The sequence below is a fragment of the Pontibacter ummariensis genome, from assembly GCF_900188175.1.
GTDB lineage: Bacteria > Bacteroidota > Bacteroidia > Cytophagales > Hymenobacteraceae > Pontibacter > Pontibacter ummariensis.
On sequence record NZ_FZOQ01000006.1, the window covers coordinates 178022 to 199308 of the forward strand.

Annotated in this window: 20 protein-coding genes; 6 read left to right on the plus strand and 14 right to left on the minus strand. The window is 50.9% G+C overall.

Annotated elements, in window-relative coordinates; genetic code table 11:
- Window positions 1–133: 133 nt before the first annotated feature.
- Window positions 134–1102, plus strand: a complete 969-nt coding sequence (gene trhO / locus CHB92_RS08780) for an oxygen-dependent tRNA uridine(34) hydroxylase TrhO (RefSeq protein WP_089318812.1) — start codon at window positions 134–136, stop codon at window positions 1100–1102.
- Window positions 1103–1156: 54 nt separating this feature from the next.
- Here trhO and CHB92_RS08785 read toward each other — a convergent pair whose 3' ends face one another.
- A complete protein-coding gene (locus CHB92_RS08785) occupies window positions 1157–2011 on the minus strand; it encodes an aminotransferase class IV (RefSeq protein ID WP_089318813.1) in 855 nt (284 codons plus the stop codon).
- Entirely contained in the window at window positions 1995–3131 is a 1137-nt protein-coding gene (locus tag CHB92_RS08790; protein WP_089318814.1) for a DmpA family aminopeptidase, read from the minus strand. The genes CHB92_RS08785 and CHB92_RS08790 overlap by 17 nt, the downstream gene beginning before the upstream one ends.
- 257 nt (window positions 3132–3388) lie before the next feature.
- On the opposite strand from CHB92_RS08790, the gene CHB92_RS08795 reads away from it, so the two are divergent.
- Window positions 3389–4243 (plus strand): nucleoside phosphorylase, encoded by an 855-nt coding sequence (locus CHB92_RS08795; protein ID WP_089318815.1) that lies wholly within the window; start codon window positions 3389–3391, stop codon window positions 4241–4243.
- Window positions 4244–4344: 101 nt separating this feature from the next.
- On the opposite strand, the gene CHB92_RS08800 is transcribed toward CHB92_RS08795, so the two are convergent.
- Together CHB92_RS08800 and CHB92_RS08805 are read right to left on the minus strand one after the other, a co-directional pair.
- Complete coding sequence (locus tag CHB92_RS08800) at window positions 4345–4644, minus strand: hypothetical protein (protein WP_089318816.1); 300 nt, start codon at window positions 4642–4644, stop codon at window positions 4345–4347.
- 84 nt (window positions 4645–4728) lie between these two features.
- Window positions 4729–5739: an acyl-CoA reductase gene (locus tag CHB92_RS08805; protein WP_089318817.1), complete on the minus strand. Its 1011-nt coding sequence runs from the start codon at window positions 5737–5739 to the stop codon at window positions 4729–4731.
- 112 nt (window positions 5740–5851) lie between these two features.
- Between CHB92_RS08805 and CHB92_RS08810 the strand changes: the two genes are divergently transcribed.
- Both CHB92_RS08810 and CHB92_RS08815 read left to right on the plus strand, forming a co-directional pair.
- Window positions 5852–6202: a 4Fe-4S binding protein gene (locus tag CHB92_RS08810; RefSeq protein ID WP_089318818.1), complete on the plus strand. Its 351-nt coding sequence runs from the start codon at window positions 5852–5854 to the stop codon at window positions 6200–6202.
- A 156-nt stretch (window positions 6203–6358) separates the two neighbouring features.
- Window positions 6359–8992: a valine--tRNA ligase gene (locus CHB92_RS08815; RefSeq protein WP_089318904.1), complete on the plus strand. Its 2634-nt coding sequence runs from the start codon at window positions 6359–6361 to the stop codon at window positions 8990–8992.
- A 225-nt stretch (window positions 8993–9217) separates the two neighbouring features.
- On the opposite strand, the gene CHB92_RS08820 is transcribed toward CHB92_RS08815, so the two are convergent.
- From CHB92_RS08820 to CHB92_RS08840, 5 genes are all read right to left on the minus strand, one after another.
- Window positions 9218–9799 (minus strand): hypothetical protein, encoded by a 582-nt coding sequence (locus CHB92_RS08820; RefSeq protein ID WP_144266291.1) that lies wholly within the window; start codon window positions 9797–9799, stop codon window positions 9218–9220.
- 159 nt (window positions 9800–9958) lie between these two features.
- The gene (locus CHB92_RS08825; RefSeq protein WP_089318820.1) at window positions 9959–10576 is read right to left on the minus strand and encodes a hypothetical protein; all 618 of its coding nucleotides are present in this window, start codon (window positions 10574–10576) and stop codon (window positions 9959–9961) included.
- A 49-nt stretch (window positions 10577–10625) separates the two neighbouring features.
- Entirely contained in the window at window positions 10626–11177 is a 552-nt protein-coding gene (locus tag CHB92_RS08830) for a hypothetical protein (RefSeq protein WP_245842400.1), read from the minus strand.
- A 116-nt stretch (window positions 11178–11293) separates the two neighbouring features.
- Window positions 11294–12673 carry a dihydrolipoamide acetyltransferase family protein gene (locus CHB92_RS08835; protein WP_089318821.1) on the minus strand — a complete coding sequence of 460 codons (1380 nt, stop codon included), beginning with the start codon at window positions 12671–12673 and terminating at the stop codon, window positions 11294–11296.
- Window positions 12674–12817: 144 nt separating this feature from the next.
- On the minus strand, window positions 12818–14077 hold the full coding sequence (locus CHB92_RS08840) for a competence/damage-inducible protein A (RefSeq protein WP_089318822.1): 1260 nt from the start codon (window positions 14075–14077) through the stop codon (window positions 12818–12820).
- A 166-nt stretch (window positions 14078–14243) separates the two neighbouring features.
- Here CHB92_RS08840 and CHB92_RS08845 point away from each other — a divergent pair, with 166 nt between their 5' ends.
- The gene (locus tag CHB92_RS08845) at window positions 14244–14975 is read left to right on the plus strand and encodes a DUF4197 domain-containing protein (RefSeq protein WP_089318906.1); all 732 of its coding nucleotides are present in this window, start codon (window positions 14244–14246) and stop codon (window positions 14973–14975) included.
- Between the two features lie 145 nt (window positions 14976–15120).
- Window positions 15121–16401, plus strand: a complete 1281-nt coding sequence (locus CHB92_RS08850; protein WP_089318823.1) for an erythromycin esterase family protein — start codon at window positions 15121–15123, stop codon at window positions 16399–16401.
- 49 nt (window positions 16402–16450) lie between these two features.
- Here CHB92_RS08850 and CHB92_RS08855 read toward each other — a convergent pair whose 3' ends face one another.
- From CHB92_RS08855 to CHB92_RS08875, 5 genes are all read right to left on the minus strand, one after another.
- Window positions 16451–17413 (minus strand): calcium/sodium antiporter, encoded by a 963-nt coding sequence (locus CHB92_RS08855; RefSeq protein ID WP_089318824.1) that lies wholly within the window; start codon window positions 17411–17413, stop codon window positions 16451–16453.
- A 119-nt stretch (window positions 17414–17532) separates the two neighbouring features.
- Window positions 17533–18240, minus strand: coding sequence for a YebC/PmpR family DNA-binding transcriptional regulator (locus CHB92_RS08860; RefSeq protein WP_089318825.1), 708 nt, complete (start codon window positions 18238–18240; stop codon window positions 17533–17535).
- A gap of 213 nt (window positions 18241–18453) precedes the next feature.
- Entirely contained in the window at window positions 18454–19086 is a 633-nt protein-coding gene (locus CHB92_RS08865) for an ABC transporter ATP-binding protein (protein WP_089318826.1), read from the minus strand.
- Window positions 19076–19867 carry an acyl-ACP--UDP-N-acetylglucosamine O-acyltransferase gene (gene lpxA / locus CHB92_RS08870; protein ID WP_089318827.1) on the minus strand — a complete coding sequence of 264 codons (792 nt, stop codon included), beginning with the start codon at window positions 19865–19867 and terminating at the stop codon, window positions 19076–19078. The genes CHB92_RS08865 and lpxA overlap by 11 nt, the downstream gene beginning before the upstream one ends.
- The gene (locus CHB92_RS08875) at window positions 19864–21258 is read right to left on the minus strand and encodes a bifunctional UDP-3-O-[3-hydroxymyristoyl] N-acetylglucosamine deacetylase/3-hydroxyacyl-ACP dehydratase (RefSeq protein ID WP_089318828.1); all 1395 of its coding nucleotides are present in this window, start codon (window positions 21256–21258) and stop codon (window positions 19864–19866) included. The genes lpxA and CHB92_RS08875 overlap by 4 nt, the downstream gene beginning before the upstream one ends.
- Between the last annotated feature and the right edge of the window lie 29 nt (window positions 21259–21287).

A 21287-nucleotide genomic window follows, 5' to 3' on the forward strand; every position in this document is an offset into this window, starting at 1 on the left:
ATAAATGTCATTTTCGGGGAATACGGCTTTGGCTAGTTTTGCCCGGCAAAAAGAGAAAGGGCATCTTGTCCTGTCTTTTATTCAGAAAGTAATTATAAATTAAAATTAACACTAAGCGAGAAACTTAGCAGTTATGAACAAACCATACAGCATACTACTCTATTATTGCTATACGCCCATAGAGGATCCGGAGGCTTTCCGGGATGAACATCACCTACTTTGCCTGGAGCTGAATTTGCTCGGCCGCATCATTGTCTCTGCTGAAGGGATCAACGGTACCGTGTCCGGCCTGAAAGAGGACTGTGACAAGTACATGGCATGGATGAAGGCAGACCCACGCTTTACCAAGACCGATTTTAAAGTAGATTATTCAGACAAGCACGCCTTTACAAAACTGCATGTGCGTTATAAGCCAGAGATTGTACACTCAGGCCTTACCCACATTGACCCGAACAAGCGGACAGGCGTGCACCTTTCACCCGCTGAGTTTAAGGATATGAAAGACAAGGAGGACGTGGTGGTACTGGACGTGCGTTCCGATTACGAGCACAGTGTAGGGCGCTTTAAAAACGCGGTGACGCTGGATATCGAGAACTTCCGTGAGTTTCCGGAGAAGGTGAACGAGCTGAAGGAGAAGTACAAGGACAAGAAAGTACTGACCTACTGCACAGGCGGCATCAAGTGCGAGAAGGCGAGCGCCTTTTTGCTGGAGCAGGGCTTTGAGAATGTGTACCAGTTGCACGGGGGTATCATCAAATATGGCATGGAGGCCGGCGGAGAGGACTTTGAGGGCAAGTGCTATGTATTTGATAACCGGGTAGCGGTGGATGTGAACCGCGTAAACCCAAAGGTGGTATCCAGGTGCTACGTGTGCAACACAGAGAGTGACCGCATGGTAAACTGTGCTAACCCGGTTTGTAACCGCCACGTGCCAATCTGTGAGAACTGTGGGCATGAAATGGAGGGTGCTTGCTCTGCCGAGTGCAAAGAGCACCCGGAGAAACGCCCTTACGATGGAACCGGTTACTACCAGAAAGAAATGAACGGTTATAATCCTTTAAAAGGCTTCAACCGCAAAAAGAAAACTGACGTACAGATATAAGTATTCTCTAAAGCTCAGGAAAAGCGTGTGCCCTCAGGCCACGCTTTTCTTTTTTTAGGCTGTTCGGGATACCTGCTGCTCTTCCTGTGCGATCAATCGGTCCAGCAAGTCAAGTGTAACTGTGCCTGACTTTCCGTCGCCGATTGCCCTGCCGTTTACCTGTACGATTGGCAGTATTCTCTTGGTGGTACTGGTCAGGAAAGCTTCTTTTGCCTGGTAAATGTCCTCCAGTGTCACCGGCCCTTCTACTACCGGGTACTGCTGCGAAGCGAGCTCCAGGGTTCTCTTTCGGGTAATGCCCAGGAGCACGTCCTTTGCCGGCGTTACAACAGTATTGTCCTGCTTTACGATAAAGAAGTTGCAGCGGGGGAACTCCGTCACTGTTCCCTGCTGATGATACAATACATCATCCGCCCCTTGCGCTTTTATCTCCTTTTGTAGCCGGATTCCTACCGTGTAGTTGATCGTTTTGGCTACCGGTATTTCGCGCACGTACTCGTGCGTGATGATCTTGATGCCTTCTTCTACCGTTGCTCGGTTAGGTAAACTAAATCCTTGTTGCATCATGATCAGGTTTGGCGCAGCGAGGTCGTAGCCATTGGGGGAGTAACCACCTGTCAGGATCATTTTAACCCCGGATAGGGGGAGCTGGTTTAGTTGAATCAACTGCGCAATTACCTCCTTCAGCTTCTTTTCTGAAAGCGGAACGGCCATGTCCATCAACCTGGCTGATTCGTAAAAGCGTTGCAGGTAATCGTCCAGAAACACGGGCTTCCCATCCTGCACTTTAAAGAAGTCGAACACCCCATAGCCTCGCTGTACAGATAGGTCGCTCACGTGCAGGTAAGCATCTTGTAGCGGCTGAATTTTACCGTGAATATAGGCGTGGAGCTTAGAGCTCGAGGGCATGGTGTTTCTTTAAGATTTTGACAACTTTTTCAATAGGAAGAGCCTCTACCACTTGCTGTTCTCTGCCTTGCATGGTTTCGGCTTTAAAAAGAGAATTGACAATAGCTTCTTCTGTGGCCTCTATCGTAGCCATAAACAGCGGAGACATCTCGTCGTTGCGTAGCAAGGTTACTGTTTCGGTCTTTGCCGGAGAATTGTAAGGAATACGCAGTGCGGCGTTGGAGGAGAAGGCGATCACATAATCCCCACTGCCGTTGGAGGCAATGCCACCTGTCTTGGCCAGTCCCATCATGGCGCGTTTGGCCATGCGCTCCAGATTGCGGGCATCTACAGGGGCATCGGTAGCCACTACAATCATACAGGAGCCGTCAGCGCTGTCTTTGATCTTTTGGCTGAAGTAATACTGCCCCAATTCTTCTCCGATTGGTACACCGTCTAGCTGCAGCACGCCCCCGAAATTCGTTTGCACCAGCACGCCCACGGTATAGCCACCCATGTTCTGTGGCAAAGCACGGGAGGCAGTGCCAATGCCGCCCTTAAAGCCAAAGCATACCGTTCCTGTGCCAGCACCAACGTTCCCTTCTGCTACAGCACCGGTCTTGGCTTGCTGTATGGCTGAGGCCACATGCGCTTCCGTTACATGCCTGCCCCGGATATCGTTCAGGTAGCCATCGTTTGTTTCGCCAACCACCGCATTTACGGATCGCACTTCTTCGTTTCCGGGCTGTTGCAACACGTAATCTACCACTGCATTCAGGCCGGTTCCTACGCTTAGCGTATTGGTCAGAAGAATAGGCGTTTCGAGGTTACCCAATTCCTGTACCTGTGTGGTGCCGGCCAGCTTACCGAAGCCATTCCCTACGTACACGGCCGCTGGTACTTTTTCCTGGAACACGTTTCCCTCGTGGGGAATAATAGCGGTAACGCCGGTTCGGACTTGTTCGCCCTGTACAAGCGTTGTGTGGCCTACTTTTACGCCTGGCACGTCTGTAATCGCATTGTGCTTGCCAGTGGGCAGCACACCTATTTTAACACCATAGTCCCGTGCCCGTTTTCGTTCCTGGCTCCAGGCATTAGAGGAGATACTTAGCATGAATAGACATAGTAAAAGTAGCCGCATAAATTTTTGTTTTGCCCGTAGTAAAAGTAACAGAAAATCCGGTTTAGCTAAAACGATCTGAAATTTAGGTGCATACCAGCAACGTCAAGCCTTGCTCTTTATCGCAGGAAAAGAAAACTTAACCCTGTCTGCCATGGTACACTATAACCTTAATACTTTTGCTGGCCCGTAGTGGCAGTACTTCATTGCCCGGACGGCTTTACCAGGTCGGTTAGCAGAAACAGCTGATCGTTATTATTAACCTAAAAGAGCAGAACATGGCCATAGCTGAATCAGAGTTAATCATTAATCCCAACGGTACCGTGTACCATCTTAACCTGCTACCCGAGCACATTTCCGATACCATCATTACAGTGGGGGACCCGGAGCGGGTGGCGAAGGTAAGCAAGTATTTCGATGAGCTGGAGGTAGAGGTAGTGAAGCGTGAGTTTGTGACACATACCGGCTACTACAAAGGCAAGCGCCTAACCGTGATTTCGACGGGTATGGGAACAGACAATATTGATGTTTTGATGAACGAGCTGGATGCGCTGGTAAACATTGATTTTCAGAGCAGAGAGGTAAACGAGGAGCCGATCAGGCTAAAGATTATCAGAATAGGTACCTCTGGCTCCCTGCAGGAGAGCGTGCCACTGGGAAGCCACCTGGCCTCGCATCGGGCTATCGGCCTGGACTCGCTAATGGCCTTTTATCCCTTGCAGCAGACAGCTGAGGAACAGCAGATAACAGAGGCTTTGCAGCAAGCCTTAGGCTTAGGGTTTAAACCTTACTGTGTACCTGGTTCAGAGAGCCTGCTCAAAAAAGTAGCGCACGACATGATTCCGGGGAACACGCTTACCTGCCCCGGCTTTTATGCCCCACAGGGGCGCGTGCTGCGTGCCGGCCTGCAAAATCCCACCATCCTCGACACCTACCACAATTTCCGCTTTAACGATTTTAAGCTGACTAATTTCGAGATGGAGACGGCAGGTTATTACAGCATGGGCCGTTTACTGGGGCACGAGATGTTATCGCTTAACGCTATCGTTGCCAACCGCATCACGCAGAAGTTCGCCGACAACGCCGAGGAGGTGATCGACAGCTTGATCGTGAAGGTACTGGAAAGAGTGTAGTTGGAGTTAATAAGGTATTAAAAACAAGAGGCCCCGACTTACGTGTCGGGGCCTCTTGTTTTTTGCTTTAAAGCAAAAAAGTCTCTTTGTGTTTCTTGGTCTTAAAAGAACTCTACGCCTAATACCGAAATAATTGGAATATATCTACCGGCCTTCAGTATCATAAACAGGTCATCTACAGCCCAAACGGTAGTGTCAACTCGTTTTTTCTCCCCTTCAGCAGTCTGGAAGGTAATTTCGACTTTTCCACGGTAAGCATTGCCAAGAGAGGTTGCCCTGTTTATATCCCACTGGCGCTTCTGGCGCGCTGCCAGATCAGTGAGAACATCTTCCTGTGCAAATCTAAAAGAGTGTAGCTGTTCCTTCGCTATCAGTGGAACCGGGTTAGTCATTGTGTTCATATATTAGTTTTGCTTGTTTAAGTGATTAAACACTCAACTAATATACTAAAAGATTACTTAAAAGTTAGTATTGCCGTATTTTTTTTACAGTTTCTGTAAGAAAGCCAGTGTATCTACGCCATCAGCGTAATCCCACACCATTGGGATTTGCGCCTCTCCAAACGGAATACTCCCTTCCAGCCAGCCATGGGCAGAGACAACTACCTGTGTTTTATCTTTTACCTTGGCTAATTTGTGACGAAGATCGTCCAGGGAACTGAATGTGTCGTAGAAAAGCACTGAAATAGGGGATACCAGCTTCTCACTTTGCTGTACCAGCATAAAGCCGTTGTCGAAGTGCGGTACGCGGTTTACCAGCAGGATCGACTTATTGTAGTCGTAGTTATTCTGGTACTTGTGGTGGTCCAGGATTGAGCTGCGGTACTGGTTAGCCTCAAAGAACTTATCGAAGGTATAGCCTTCCGGCACAAACACTTTGGACACATTGCGGCAGCCGAGGCCATAGTAGCGAAAGAAATCCTCGCCTAATGCCTGCAGGTCGTCTTTCTCCTCATGCCCTGTTAGCACGCCGATACTCGTTCTGTTTTTACGGATAATGTGCGGACGCTTGGCAAAGTAATGCTCGAAGTAACGGGCTGTGTTATCAGAGCCGGTTGCAATGATAGCGTCGGCATCCCGTAGGAGGTCCACAAACTCGATGCGGTTTCCGAAGGCTGGTTCTATCCCGATCAGCATGTTCGCCAGGCGCTTCATCAGCAGCTCGTCTTCGGAACTAGGCTTCGCGAGCAGGTAATGCCCGCTGATCAGTACGGACAGAAAATCATGGAAGCCAACCATAGGAATATTACCTGCCATCACCACGCCTACTTTCTTAGGTGTAACCTGTTTGAGGTGATAGGGGTAAAGCCATTCTCGGAGATACTGCTCATCCAGCATGGTAATGATGCCATCAAGAGCCCAGGACACATTATCTGCATCAAACCAGGGGTTACGTGAGGCGGCCACTTGCGCCCAGGCTTTCCTGTCTTCCGGTGTTAAGTTTTGTAGTTGCTTACCGAGTGCTACAAAAGCTTCTATCCTGTTCTCTAGTGTCATGGCAGTAGGTTGTATTAAAAAATACTTGATAAGGATACTGAATGTTCCTAATTTTGTTTGTTAACAGAAACGATAAATACAAAAGTATAAAAAATATAGAGGAGATACGACTATGGCGATAATGATAACCGACGAGTGCATTAACTGCGGAGCCTGTGAGCCAGAGTGCCCAAACACTGCGATCTACGAAGGTGGCATGGAGTGGACCTGGGGCGGTGGCACCGACCTGACAGAAGTGGAAATAGACGGAGGAGAGGTTATTGCGGGAGACGCCCCACAGCAGCCGATTTCAGACGAGTTCTATTACATTGTGTCTGATAAGTGCACCGAGTGCATGGGCTTCCATGAAGAGCCGCAGTGCGCTGCCGTTTGCCCTGTCGATTGCTGCGTAGACGACCCGGACTACCGCGAGACAGAGGAAGAGTTGTTGGCTAAGAAAGACTGGCTGCACCAGGCAAGCTAAGTCCTTAGCTGAAGATTGAAAAAAGCCTGCCTCTTCGGCGGGCTTTTTTGTTGTAGGTATTGCTTGTATCCTCTTTCTTCCTTTGTCTAATGGTCTTTTGTCTTTTATTCTCTAATTTTGCTTTTTAGCACAACACGCCGAAAATAACCTGAAATGATGTCGATTTCAACGAAATATAACCCCAAAGAAGTAGAGAAGAAGTGGTACGACAGCTGGATGCAGCGCGGCTTCTTCCACTCTGAGCCTAATCCGAATAAAGAGCCTTATACCATCGTGATTCCACCGCCCAACGTAACGGGGGTGCTGCACATGGGACACATGCTCAACAACACCATTCAGGATGTGCTGATACGCCGTGCGCGGATGCAGGGCAAAGAGGCTTGCTGGGTACCTGGTACCGACCACGCTTCCATTGCTACAGAGGCGAAGGTGGTGGCGATGCTGAAAGAAAAGGGCATCAACAAAAGCGATCTCACGCGTGAGGAATTCCTGACCTATGCCTGGGAGTGGAAGGAGAAGTACGGCGGCATTATCCTGGACCAGCTGAAGAAACTCGGCGCTTCCTGCGACTGGGACCGTACCCGCTTCACCATGGAGGACGACATGAGCGCCGCTGTGATCGAGGTATTCGTGGACCTGTACCGCAAAGGACAGATATACCGGGGCGTGCGCATGGTGAACTGGGACCCACAGGGCCGTACAGCGCTATCCGACGAGGAGGTGATTCCGAAAGAGACAATGGCCAAAATGTACCACCTGAACTACGAGATAGTGACGGATGGTGTGGCTGAGCCTGCTTATATCACGGTGGCAACCTCTCGTCCGGAAACCATTATGGCGGACGTGGCTGTGGCGGTTAACCCAAACGACGAGCGCTACAAGCACCTGCATGGCAAGCGCGTACGCATTCCTTTGCTGGGTAAAGAGATTCCAATCATCCTGGATGAGTACGTGGCCATCGATTTTGGTACGGGTGCTCTGAAAGTAACGCCAGCCCACGACCTGAACGACTACGAGCTGGGTCAGAAGCATAAGCTACCAACCATCGATATCCTGAATAACGACGGTACCCTGAATGAACAGGCGCAACTGTACGTTGGGCAAGACCGTTTTGCCGCCCGCCGTAACATTGTAAAGGACTTGCAGGAGGCTGGCTTGATGGTGAAGATAGAAGAGTACGCCAGTGTGCTGCAAACTTCGGAGCGTACCGGTGCTGTGATCGAGCCGCGTCTGTCGATGCAGTGGTGGTGCAAAATGGATAAAATGGCCAAGCCTGCCCTGGAGGCGGTCATGGAAGACCAGATACGGCTGCACCCGCCGAAATTTAAGAACATGTACCGCTCCTGGATGGAGAACGTGCGCGACTGGTGTATCTCGCGCCAGCTGTGGTGGGGCCAGCGCATCCCGGCCTATTACCTGCCAGATGGTTCTTTCGTGGTGGCGGCTACGGATGAAGAGGCCTTAGAACTAGCCCGTAAAGAGAGCGGGAACGAGGCGCTGCAGCTCAGCGACCTGAAGCAGGACGAGGACGTGTTGGATACCTGGTTCTCTTCCTGGCTGTGGCCAATTTCAGTGTTCGACGGCTTTAAAGACCCGGACAATAAAGATATTCTCTACTATTATCCAACCAACGATCTGGTAACTGCTCCGGAGATCCTTTTCTTCTGGGTGGCGCGTATGATCATGGCAGGCTTTGAGTTCCGTAACGAGGTGCCGTTCAAGAACGTGTACCTGACAGGCATCGTGCGGGACACACAGGGCCGCAAAATGTCAAAGCAGCTGGGTAATTCCCCTGACCCGCTGGACCTGATTGAGCAGTACGGCGCGGACGGGGTTCGTACAGGTATGCTCTTTAGTTCCCCTGCTGGTAATGACCTGTTGTTCGACGAGAAATTGGTAGAGCAGGGACGTAACTTCAGCAACAAGATCTGGAATGCCTTCCGCTTGATCAAGGGCTGGGAAGTAGACGAAAGCCTGCCATGCCCGAACGAGACAGCTATCAAGTGGTTTGAGTCGCGCTTCAACGAAGCCTTCGTGCAGATAGAGGACCACTTCAGCAAGTTCCGTATTTCGGATGCGCTGCTGGCGGTATATAAGCTAGTATGGGACGACTTCTGCTCCAATTATCTGGAGATGATCAAGCCTGCCTACCAGCAGCCGATTGATAAGCGGACCATTGAGGTAACTGTTGGCTTACTGGAGAAAGTGCTGAAAGTACTGCATCCGTTTATGCCTTTCATCACCGAAGAAATCTGGCACGAGCTGAAGGAGCGCAAAGAGAAGGAGTTCCTGATCGTAGCCCCGTGGCCAAAGAAGGACAAGTTCGACGAGCAGATCGTGGAGCAGATGGAGAACGTGTTGAACGTGGTAGGGGCTGTCCGTAATATCCGCAACTCCAAGAACATTCCGAATAACAAGCAACTAGGCCTATATATCAAGGTGATGAGCCATGATCAGTATGAACCTTTCCTTGGTATTTTGCGCAAGCTGGCCAACCTGGACGAGGTGAAGTTCGTGGAGGAGAACATCGAGGGGGCCATCAGCTTTATTGTGGCCGGGGATGAATTCTTTATTCCAATGGAGGGCAATATTGATGTGGAAGCGGAGCGTGAGCGCCTGATAAAGGAGTTGGAGTATACCAAAGGCTTTTTGGCATCTGTTACAAAGAAATTGAGCAACGAACGCTTCGTAAACGGTGCGCCAGAGGCTGTTATCGCCAACGAGCGTAAAAAGCAAGCTGACGCAGAGGCTAAGATCAACGCCATTGAGCAAAGTCTTGCTTCTTTGTAGATAACATAAGAGTAGCTTTTAGAAGAGCAGCGGCCGTTCCTGAAAGGGAGCGGCCGCTGTTTTGTTTTATACTGAACTGTAATAGAAGGAGTAAGAGAAGGTAGCAACTATCGGCTTTCCGCTGATTGAACCCATTGTAGCGAAGGCCTTGATGAGGCAGTTGAGGCTTTTACTGGTGGAGTTAATGATTGATAAGGTGGGCGCCCGGTTAATTACCATTAGCTTCTAAAACCACCAGCCTGTTTTCTTAAGGGTGAAGCCGACAAAGGCCAGCCGCTGTCCGGTGTGGTATGTGTGCACAGAGCCACGAAGCCCCAAAGAGTACTTATCTGTAAGTCGGGCATCTATATTTAATGCTAACATACCCCCTAGCTGTACCTGGTGCTCGTCTACCACCTCTGATTCAAACTCCACTACCTGGCCATTTACCTGCCGTATAGAGGCAGATTTCATGTAGCGTTCTCGGGCAAAGCGTATGCTAGGCCCTATGGCCGGATAAAAAGTAAGCCGGCCCAGGTGCAGATAAAGGTGAAAGCCGCCATCTAAAGACATTCCTTTTGATTTTTCCTCGATGGTGTAGCCAGGGGCGAAGAACCGGGTACCTTGTGTGGAAGAACCGGAAGCCATAATTTCATAGCCAATGCGTTTGCCAAGCTTTCTCTGCGTGCCCAGCAAAAGCATTGGGCCGGGCAGGTCACCGTTACCGGTAACAACTGTTCCAAAGCCAACGACAGACCTGGTGGTAGTTTGAGCAAAAGAGAGTTGTGCTAGTAATAGTAGCAGTGGGAGTAAAAGTTTGGTTTTCATGCGCTTAGGAGTGAGTATCAAATAAATATAGGAATTTATTTATTAAGCGCTGTAGAACGTGTAGTACTTTTTTATGTTTTTGTGTCCTTGAAGTAAAAAGGTGCAGTGCACGAGACCTTCACTTTATTACTCCTATACAGCCTAAAAGGACATTGACAACTACTCCTGAATGTAATGCCTTTCCTGCCTTTGTAAGGTCTTCAGTAGCTGCGTGACCTCTTCTTTGTACTGGGGCAGAATATCGCTCAGGCCCTCTTTTTTGCCGGTGTAATTGACCTGTACCTGTCGGTCGTTTAGCTGGTAGGCCAGCAGGCCCTGATCTGCCTCTGTCAGATAAAACAGCTTGAGGGGCGTAGTAGAGGAGGATACAGCGTAGGTCCGGAAGGTAAAGTCGTTGGTAATGCGGTGCTGCGTGGGTGCCCGCTGTTCAAGGTAACGCTGGGTGACAACCGTGTCGAGGTGTACAGGGCTTTCTATCTGGTATATGACCTTGATATCGCCGTCCGGCAGCCGCCAGGAACGGATGATATGATTCCCTCTTTGCTGGCTGCTGTAGTCTGCTTTAGATAAGTCCAGGTCTGCAACTAGCTGGAAGAACTGCAGGTCCTCCGTGAGGCTCTGTAAAGAGGGGGAAGGGTTACCTGTATCACTAATAAAGTAACGGCTTCCGTTCTGAAGGCGGCGAAGGTCTTCCTGTAAGTCTTTTTGCAGCAAAAGCCTTGGAGCCTCCTGGGTAAAATAAAAAAGCAGCGGAAGTATAGCGAAAAGTAAGTGCATATGTCAGAGCATGGTGTATTGTAGGATACAGTTCCGCTGCTCAAAGGGTTTACAACCGCGTGTTGTCTAACACCGTCCAGTTGATGTTGCCGTTGTTAACTTCATATTTTAGGAGCATGTAGCCGGCAATATGGCCATCCTCGTAGTAGGCAAGGGCATAGCGATCGTTTAAGATACGGCTATCGCGGATGCGCATCGTCCCTCCCAGCACACCATCGGTAGGGATTAACTTGCTCTGCTTTTGGTTCAGGTCGTTTTTGAGCCCCACTTCCGGGTTCTCGAGCCCTTTGCGCTCCAGGCGCTGTATGTCACTTTCACTCAGCGTACCCAGTTCGTCCACAAAGGCGGCACCGCCCGGAGGCACTAGCTCTCCTTCATCTTCAGGCGAAGGTTCAGCAGCCACAAGGGAGTCTTCAGGCGCTTCTTCCTGTGCCAGTTCTCGGCCGGCTTCCACTACATCCTGCTCTAAAAGGACCAAGCGGTTTTCTGCTTCTACCTTCTGCCAGTAAAAGTACAGGGCTAGTAACAGGAAAAGGGCGGCTACAATCCAGGGAAGGCTATTTTTCATCTTGTAAGGTCTGTTATAATTAGGCTTCTTCATTTTTTTGCGATGCTAATTTATACCTTCTCTTCAAGAAGTACTCTCAGGCAAGCGCTTTTTAACAAAGAAAGCCTGCCTCTGAGCGAGACAGGCTTTCCTGTACGTATTAAACCAAGTTAAATCGTCTGGTTCACGTCAAAGTTCTCCAGATAGTCAGCTACGCGGCGCACAAACATGCCCCCCAAAGAGCCATCCACCACACGGTGGTCGTAGGAGTGCGACAGGTACATAAAGTGGCGGATACCGATTAGGTCGCCTTCCGGTGTTTCGATCACGGCTGGCTTCTTCTTGATCGCGCCCAATGCCATGATCGCCACCTGCGGCTGCATGATGATCGGAGTGCCCATTACATTGCCGAAAGAACCCACATTCGATACCGTGTAAGTGCCTCCTGACAGGTCGTCTGGCGTCAGTTTGTTGTTACGTCCACGGTTTGCCAGGTCATTCACCTTCTTGGTCAGCCCATTCAGGTTCATCATGTCAGCGTTCTTAATGTTTGGCACAATCAGGTTGCCGCTTGGCAAGGCTACGGCCATGCCGATGTTGATGTCTCTGTGGCGGATGATGCTGTTGCCCTCTACCGAAACGTTGATCATCGGGAAGTCCTTGATGGCTTTCACCACCGCTTCAATCATGATCGGGGTAAAGGTCAGGTTCTCACCCTCGCGCTTTTTGTACTCGTTCTTCCACTTGTTTCGCCAGTTCACGATGTTGGTCACATCGGCCTCTACAAAAGAAGTTACGTGCGGAGAAATGCGCTTGCTTTCCACCATGCGGTCAGCGATCATGCGGCGCATGCGGTCCATCTCAATGATCTCGTCGTTACCGCTAACAGAGGCCGCTGGCTTCACAGAAGCAGGAGCTGCCTGTGGTTGCGCTGCCGGGACAGGGGCAGCAGCTGGGACTTGTACCGATGGCTGAGCTTGTGGTGCCGGAGCATTATTTGCCTGCGAGGCTGCCTGCTGTGGCGCTTGCTTGCGGCTCTCTACGTAGGTGAGAATGTCCTTTTTAGATACACGGCCCTCTTTGCCAGTTCCTGGAATGTACTCCAGTTCCTGCATCGAAATTCCTTCCTCGCGGGCAATGTTTAGCACTAAAGGCGAGTAGAATCGGCCAGTGGCGGGCTCGTCCAGTTTAGAGGAGGCATCACCGGAAGAGGAAGCGGCAACAGCCTGCTGCGGAGCAGCCTCAGGGGCAGAAGTAGTCGTAGGGGCCTCAGCGGCTGCAGGAGCGGCAGAAGCGCCAGTATCCTCCCCATTTGTGGAGATGATGGCTATCGGAGCGCCAACGGCAACTACATCGCCTTCCTGCACCAGGATTTCCTTTAGCACACCCCCTTGCAGGGCAGGTACCTCTGTGTCTACTTTATCTGTAGCCACTTCCAGCACCGACTCATCCTGCTCAATGGTATCACCCACATTCTTGAGCCATTTCAGAACGGTACCTTCCATGATACTCTCGCCCATCTTGGGCATCACCATTTCTACAAGTGCCATATGTGTCGTTATTCGTTGATCTTGTCGTTTTTAGGAATGAAAGAGAAAGGCCTGCCACCATGCTGTTGTTAGCTACAGAAAGTGAGTGTTTACTTTCTGTAAGGTCCTTTCCTCTAAATTTTGCACAAAGTTAGAAATTTTAGCCTATTCCTCAACGAGGCCTGTTAAACTTTGCCGGATTAGATTCAGTACAGCGAGGGCAGTGTACTCTATATTCAGGAGCCTGTCTTTGTTATAATGCAGCAGTTTCGTCCTGGTGCCATTCTTGTCGGCATAAGCGATCCAGATGGTGCCCACAGGCTTGTCGGGGCTGCCTCCACCCGGTCCGGCGATTCCGCTGGTGGCCACGCCGATGTCTGTCTTAAACTTCTGCCGTACGTTCTCCGCCATTTCCCGCACTGTAGCCTCGCTTACGGCACCATGTTGTTGTAGGGTTTCAGTGCGCACATTTAGCTCGCTTGTTTTTACCTCGTTGTGGTAGGCGATGACGCTACCCTGAAAATAGGCCGAGCTACCTGCCACACTGGTAATTCTGTGCGCCAGGTAACCTCCTGTACAGCTCTCGGCAGTCGCCAATGTTAGTCCCTGGCTTTTCAACAGCTGCCCCACGGCTTCCTCCAGTTTCACTTCGCCATAAGCAAAAATATAGTCCGGAATGAGGTCCTGCAGTTTGTCTACTTCTGCCTGTAGCTCCTGCTCCAGTTGAGAAACATTACTGCCAGTGCCTGTCAGGCGCAGGCGTACACCCCCGAGGTGGGGCAGGTAAGCAAGCTTCAGGTGTGAGGGTAAGCTATTTTCCCAGTCCTCCAGTTTATCTGCCAGAATGGATTCGGGGATGCCCACCGTCTGTACTACCTTGTGGATAATCTCCGGCGTTTTGAAGTAGGCTTTTAGTTGGGGAAGCACAATGTCCGTCATCATGCGCTTCATTTCGAAGGGAACGCCCGGCATGGAGACAAATACCTTCCCTTCCTGTTCAAACCACATGCCCGGCGCGGTGCCCAGTACGTTACGGACGGGCATGCAGGACTCGGGCAGAAAGGCCTGCTGCCTGTTGAGCGCTGTCAGTGCCCTGCCCCGCTTCTCGAAGATGGCCGTCACATCCGCCAGCGAGGGCTCGTGCAGCTTTAGCGTTGTGTGGAAGTACTCCGCCAATACGTGTTTGGTCAGGTCATCTTTCGTCGGGCCCAGCCCACCTGTGATGAGGATAATATCTGCCCTTGTCTTAGCGCTGTCCAGGGCCTCTACTATGTGATCGGGGCTGTCAGAGACGGATGTGATCTGCTTTACGCGGATGCCAATTTTGGTTAACTCTGTCCCCATCCAGGCCGAGTTGGTGTCCACGATTTGGCCGAAGAGGATTTCGTCGCCAATGGTGATGATCTCGGCAAGAACTGCTTTCATATACTTTTTGGTCTGATTTGTGCGTACGTTTAGAAAAACCGATTTAAGAGCGTGATGATGCCTTACTTTGGAGGAAAGACGATGCCTTTAGAACCTTAAGCCGCTCATCTTCGCTTTCCGGAATAAAAAATCTAAACATGCTCTAAGTTATAGATGTTCTATGGATATGAGAAAACTACTTTACACTTCTTTTGTTGCCCTTGCCCTGGGGGCTTCCGCCTGCACAGTGGCCGATGTACAACGTACCATGGATGGCGTGCTAGCCGGCACAGGCGGCCTTCCGGTCACCCGCGATGAGGTAGCTGCCGGTCTGAAACAGGCGCTGGAGGTCGGGATCAAGAGCGGCTCCAACCAAGCCTCACAGGTAGATGGCTACTATGGCAATCCCCTTCTTCGCATCCCTTTCCCAGAGGACGTACAGCGGGTAGAGAACACCTTGCGCAAAGTAGGGCTGGGGAACGAGGTAGATAAGTTTATTCTTACCCTGAACCGTGGTGCTGAGGATGCCGCAAGAAGTGCTGTACCTGTTTTTGTGGACGCTATCAAGCAAATGACCATTGCCGATGCCTGGGCTATCCTGCGGGGGGATGATAATGCTGCGACAGAGTACCTGCGACGCACTACCTCCCAACAGCTGTATGATAAGTTTAACCCCATTATCGTTAACTCGCTGGAAAAAACCAATGCTACTAGGTACTATACCGATATTGTGAACCAGTACAACAAGATACCTTTGGTACAGGAAGTGAATCCGGACCTGGATGATTACGCCACCAAAAAGGCGATTGACGGGCTGTTCGTGCTGATTGCCCAGGAAGAGCAGAATATCCGTGAGAACCCGGTGGCCCGCACGACAGACCTGCTGCGTCGGGTTTTCAGCCAGCAAGACAAGTCTTAAGGGAGCTTTACCTTTACTTATAATTGCCCCCGCTTTACTCAGAAGTAAAGCGGGGGCTTTTTTTTGTGGAACATAAAGTCCTCAACAAAAGTACAATACAGCAAATTTTAAACTAGGTACAGCGCACGAATCAGGGAGCACAGCTATGGAAGACAAACAGATAAAGTATACCAAACTTACCAAAGAGAAAGACCTGGATGTGTTGTTGGAAGACATAGGCGATGCCCGGATCGTGATGCTGGGGGAGGGGTCGCACGGGACCTCAGAGTACTATACATGGCGGACAGCTATTTCGAAGCGGCTGATACAGGAAAAGGGCTTTAACTTTATCGCTGTGGAGGGGGACTGGCCGGAGTGCTACGCCCTTAATCGCCTGATAAAGGGCTACCAGAACGCTGGTAGTAAGATTGCGGATGTACTGCAGGTGTTCCGGCGCTGGCCAACCTGGATGTGGGCTAACTGGGAGGTCGCTGCCCTGATAGAGTGGCTGCGGGACTACAACCATCAGCGCAGCAGTAGTGACAAGGCAGGCTTCTATGGGCTGGATGTGTATAGCCTGTGGGAGTCGCTGGACCAGATCGTGCATTTCCTGGAGAACAACGACGGGCAGGCGGTAGAGGCAGCCCGTAAGGCCATCAACTGCTTTGAGCCCTTTAACCGCGACCCGCAGACTTATGCGCAGGCGACAGCCTTTGTGCCGACAGACTGTGAAAATGAAGTGATTGAGATGCTGCAGCGCGTGCAGTCGCAGCGTACGTTCACCGATGACCCGGAGAATGACTTTAATACAAAGCAGAACGCTTTGGTGGCAGTAAACGCTGAGAAGTACTACCGGGCGATGGTGCGTGGGGGAGGCAGCTCCTGGAACGTGCGCGACAGTCATATGATGGAGACCCTGGACCGCTTGCTGGAGTTTCATGGCCCGGAATCTAAAGCCATCGTGTGGGAGCACAACACCCATATCGGAGATGCGAGCTATACCGACATGGCGGACGATGGTATGTTCAACATCGGCCAGCTGGCACGGGAGAAGTACGGACGGGAGCAGGTGCGTCTCGTAGGTTTTGGGGCTTATAAGGGCACTGTGATTGCCGGAAAGGCATGGGGAGCGCCCATGCAGGTAATGGAAGTGCCAGAGGCATTAGAGGGCAGCTGGGAGCACATGCTGCACGAATTAGGCACAGATGACAAGATTGTGCTGTCGAAAAATCTGCGGGACATACCGAAGCTACAGAAGCGTATAGGGAACCGGGCTATTGGGGTGGTCTATGACCCCAAGTATGAGATGTTCGGTAACTACGTACCTACTGTGGTGCCTGAGCGCTACGATGCCTTCGTGTACTTTGAGGAAAGCGAGGCGGTGCACCCGCTCCGAATGAAGATCCGTGGCGGCAAAGAGCCAGACCTCTACCCCTGGAACTACTAAGCGCTGTGGCCTGACCTATGAACCTATGTTGTGCAAGCGGAGTAGCGACTTACCCTCTTTGCACCAGAAACACGATATAAGCCACGTAAATAAGCAGGAAGACGACACCATTGAGCCTGTCAATAGCGTTTTTCTTGCCAATAGGCATGGCCAGGATGAGCAGCGTGCTGGCAAAGATCATCATCACGATGTCGGAATTACTCACTACATCGAAGGGGAGTGGATTGATCAGGGCACTGATACCCAGTATCCAGAGCAGGTTAAAGATGTTAGAGCCTACCACGTTCCCCACCGCAATATCAATATTACGACGGTAGGCAGCCATGGCAGAGGTGACTAGTTCTGGAAGCGAGGTGCCGATGGCCACTACCGTTAAGCCTATGAAGGACTCACTGAGGCCAAAAGACTGCGCAATGTGCACAGCACCCTCTACTACCCACTTACCGCCTAAGAACAAACCGACCACGCCCAACAGAATAAAGAGTACAGACTTACCGATGGACATCATCGGAGTATCGTCTTCCTCTATCACCTCGTCTTTATTTGTTTTGGCCACGTTGTAGATGTAGGCCATAAACAGGACAAAGAAAAACAGCAGAATCCCCCCGTCCAGACGGCTAATATACAGGTCCTCGAGGTTATGCAGGAGTGTGGCGTTGGCCAGAAAGCCTACCAGCAGGGTGGCGATAAGGGAGAAAGGGAGTTCTGTGAGAATGGTGTTCCGCCTGATAGGCAGGGGGCAGATCAGGGCCGTTACCCCCAGTATGAGCAGGAGGTTGGCTACATTACTGCCAAACACGTTCCCTATGGCCAATTCCGACTGGCCCTGCATGCTCGACAGGATGTTAATGATAAGCTCTGGAAGGGAGGTGCCGAAGGACACGATCGTCAGGCCCACCACCATATCCGAAAGGCCGAAGCGCTTTGCGATGGAGGAGGAGCCTTCTACCAAAATGTCAGCACCTTTTATTAAAAATACAAAGCCTACAATAAACAGTATGTATAAAAGCATCTGGGGACGTGTCTTCTTTTCCTTTCGCGAGTAAGTCTAGGAATATGTTAAAAATGAAAATTGGCCGCCCGCAGTACTTTCCCCGGGCAGCCAATCTATATTTAAAGCACCTGTAGCGGTTACTGCATGTTGTGGTAAACCGCCTGCACATCGTCATCCTCTTCCAGACGCTCGATCAGGTTCATTACCTCTTCTTCCTGCTCCTCGGTGAGTTCGGTACGGGTAGTAGGGATACGCTGTACTTCAGAACTGGTCACTTCCAGCCCTTTTTCTTCCAGGCCTTTCTGCATGGTGCCAAACTCGGTAAAGCCTGTTTCGATAATGATTTCCCCTTCGTGCTCGTAGATATCCTCGGCACCGAAATCAATCAGCTCCAGTTCCAGTTCCTCCAGGTCAATGCCTTCTGCTGGTATCTTAAAGATGCCCTTGCGGTCGAACATAAAGTCCAGGGAACCGGTTTTGCCGAGCGACCCGCCTCCTTTGGAGAAGTGCATGCGCACGTTCGCCACCGTACGGTTCAGGTTGTCTGTGGCGCATTCCACCACGACAGCGATGCCGTGGGGGGCATAGCCCTCGTATACTACTTCCTCGTAGTCTTTCTCTTCTTTAGAGGATGCTCTCTTGATGGCTGCCTCAATACGGTCTTTCGGCATGTTCACACCTTTGGCATTCTGTATAGCCGTGCGCAAACGGGAGTTGGTGTCAGGGTTAGGTCCGCTTTCCTTAACGGCCATCACTATTTCTTTGCCCAGCCGCGTAAAGGCTTTCGACATCTTGTCCCAGCGCTTAAACTTGCGGGCTTTTCTAAATTCAAATGCTCGTCCCATAGTATGAGTGAAGTATATACAACAAAGTTAGGCAGCTTACGCGTAAATTGGTAGTGCCATGGTAAATTCGTTGTTCGCTACTCGTTTTTCGTTAATCGGATAGGTGGTTGTTCGCTATAAGTATAACAGCCACCTATAAGGAAGGCAGGCATTTACTTACCTCCTTTTCGTCTGCTAGCCGTGTAATCATATAGCTCTCGAATACGAACAACGCTACTTTCTCGGGACCGGGTGATAGTCAGAGATCTGAAGGCGGTGCGAGCAAAAGCTGTACTCGTGCAGGATGTTGGAGGCGACAATGGTGAGTCTGCCTTCCTGGTTCTGTTGCACGTGCTCCTGGTACCAGGCCACGCCCTCCTGGTCCAGGTTTGTGGTGGGTTCGTCTAGCAACAGCAGGGCCGTATCGGAGTATATGGCCAGGCCGAGCTTCAGGCGCTGCTTCATGCCTGAAGAAAAATCCTTTACGAACTTGTTTTTGGCCTTCTGCAAGCCCATGCGTTCAACCAGCTCCAGAGGGGAGAGGCCGTGGCGCAAGGGCTTAAACTTTACGTGGAAAGCCAGCATTTCCAGCAGGGTAAACTCCTCGATCACTTCCAGGTAGGGCGCCGTCAGGGACAGGTGACGGTAAGCTTCCTCCACAGAAAGGGGCTTTGCATGCAGGGTGTAGTTTATCTGCCCCTCGCTATGTAGGTTATAGCCTGCGATAGTCGTAAGAAGAGTGGATTTCCCGGAGCCATTATGCCCTAAAATGGCATAAGAGGCGCCTGACTCAAACGTATAGGTCAGGTTCCGGAAAATCCACTCGTAATTATAGCGTTTACCTAAGTTGCTTAGGCTAACCTGCATCTTTTGCAAAATAACTCTTGATAATACCGCGGCCGGAGTTACGGATAAAGTTAATGATCTCGTCACGCTCCTTACTTGGCGCCAACTCCAGCTCTATCTTATCGAGGGCTTCTGTGTTGTTCAGGCCACTCATGAACAGGATGCGGTACACCTGCTGTATGTCGTTTATTTGCTCACTCGTGAAGCCTCTGCGGCGGAGCCCGATGGAATTAATACCGGCATAGGTAAGTGGCTCACGGGCCGCTTTTACAAACGGAGGAACATCTTTACGGATAAGAGAGCCACCGGAAATCATGGCATGCGCACCGATCTTAACAAATTGATGCACCGCACTGGAGCCCCCGATAATGGCATAGTCGCCCATTTCTACGTGGCCAGCCATCTGCACGGCGTTCACAACGATACAATTATTGCCTATCACGCAATCATGCGCAATGTGGGCATAAGACATTACCAGGCAGTTGCTGCCCACGATTGTCTTCATCTTATCAATCGTGCCGCGGCTAACCGTCACACACTCGCGTATCACGGTGTTATCTCCGATAATGGCGGTAGTTTCCTCGCCGGCGAACTTCAGGTCCTGGGGCACTGAGGAGATAACAGCACCCGGGAAGATCTTGCAGTTTTTCCCGATGCGTGCACCTTCCATGATGGTTACGTTCGGTCCGATCCAGGTCCCCTCGCCGATCTCCACGTTCTTGTAAATGGTGGAGAATGGCTCTACCACTACGTTCTGCGCGATCTTAGCCTCTGGGTGTATGTATGCTAATGGCTGATTCATGCGTCTTTCTTTACTATACTTGCCGACATTTCTGCTTCCATTACCAGTTGGCCGGCCACAAAAGCCTGGCCATGCATTTTGGCAATACCCCGTTTGATTGGCGCCAGCAGTTCACATTTAAAGATGATTGTATCGCCCGGAATTACCTTGCGCTTAAAGCGGCACTTGTCTATGCCCAGAAAGTAAGTCCAGTAGTCCTCCGGGTTTTCAACGGTATTCAGTACCAGAATGCCTCCCGTCTGGGCCATGGCCTCTATTTGGATCACACCCGGCAGCACTGGGTTACCCGGGAAGTGCCCCTGAAAGAAGGGCTCGTTCATGGTAATGTTCTTAACGCCTGTAACCGTAGTTTCGTCTAAGTGAATGATTTTATCAATCAGCAGGAAAGGGTAACGGTGCGGAAGCGTAGCGGCAATCTGGTTGATGTCCATCACCGGCTTCTTCTTGGGGTCGTAAGTCGGCACGTTTTTGATGGCCGCTTCCTGGATCATCTTTTTTACCTTTTTGGCAAAGCCCACGTTGGCCGCATGGCCAGGGCGTGCAGCCAGTATTTGGCCTTTGATCGGTCTTCCGATCAAAGCAAGATCACCCAACAAGTCCAGCAGTTTATGGCGGGCAGGTTCGTTCTTGAAGCGCAGGTCCGTGTTGTTCAGCACGCCTTCCGCTTTTACCTCCACCTTCGGCTTTTGCAGTAGTTCCGACAGGTGGCTAAGCTCGTCCTCCTGCACCACACGGTCCACGATCACGATGGCGTTATCCAGGTCACCGCCTTTGATCAGGTTCTGTTTGAATAGCGCCTCCAGTTCGTGCAGAAACACGAACGTACGGGAAGGGGCTATCTCTTCTGTAAACTGCTCAATGTCTGTGATAGAGGCATGCTGGCTACCCAGGATTGGGGAATTGTAATCCACCATCACCGTCAGGCGGTAGTCATCCAGGGGCAAGCCCACGATTTCCACACCGCGGCTCTCGTCTTTGTATGTCAGGCCTTTCGTAATCTCGAAGTAGTTGCGCAGGGCGTTCTGCTCCTGTAGGCCAGCTCCCTGTAGGGCCTTTACAAACTCGATGGCTGACCCATCCATAATAGGGGGCTCCGGGCCGTCCAGCTCAATCAGCACGTTGTCTATTTGCAAGCCCACCAAGGCTGCCAGCGTGTGCTCCACTGTATTAACACGGGCACCGTTCTGCTCTATGGTCGTGCCCCGGGACAGGTCGACGACATTGTCTACATCGGCACTCACGATAGGCTGTCCTGGCAGGTCGATGCGCTGGAACTTGTATCCGTGGTTGATTGGCGCAGGCTTAAACGTCATGTTTGAAGTCACGCCTGTGTGTAACCCTACGCCCGATACGGTTACCGGGGCCTGTATGGTATGTTGTTTATCGTTCATTCACGTATCTTAGTCGTGTTAAATGCTTG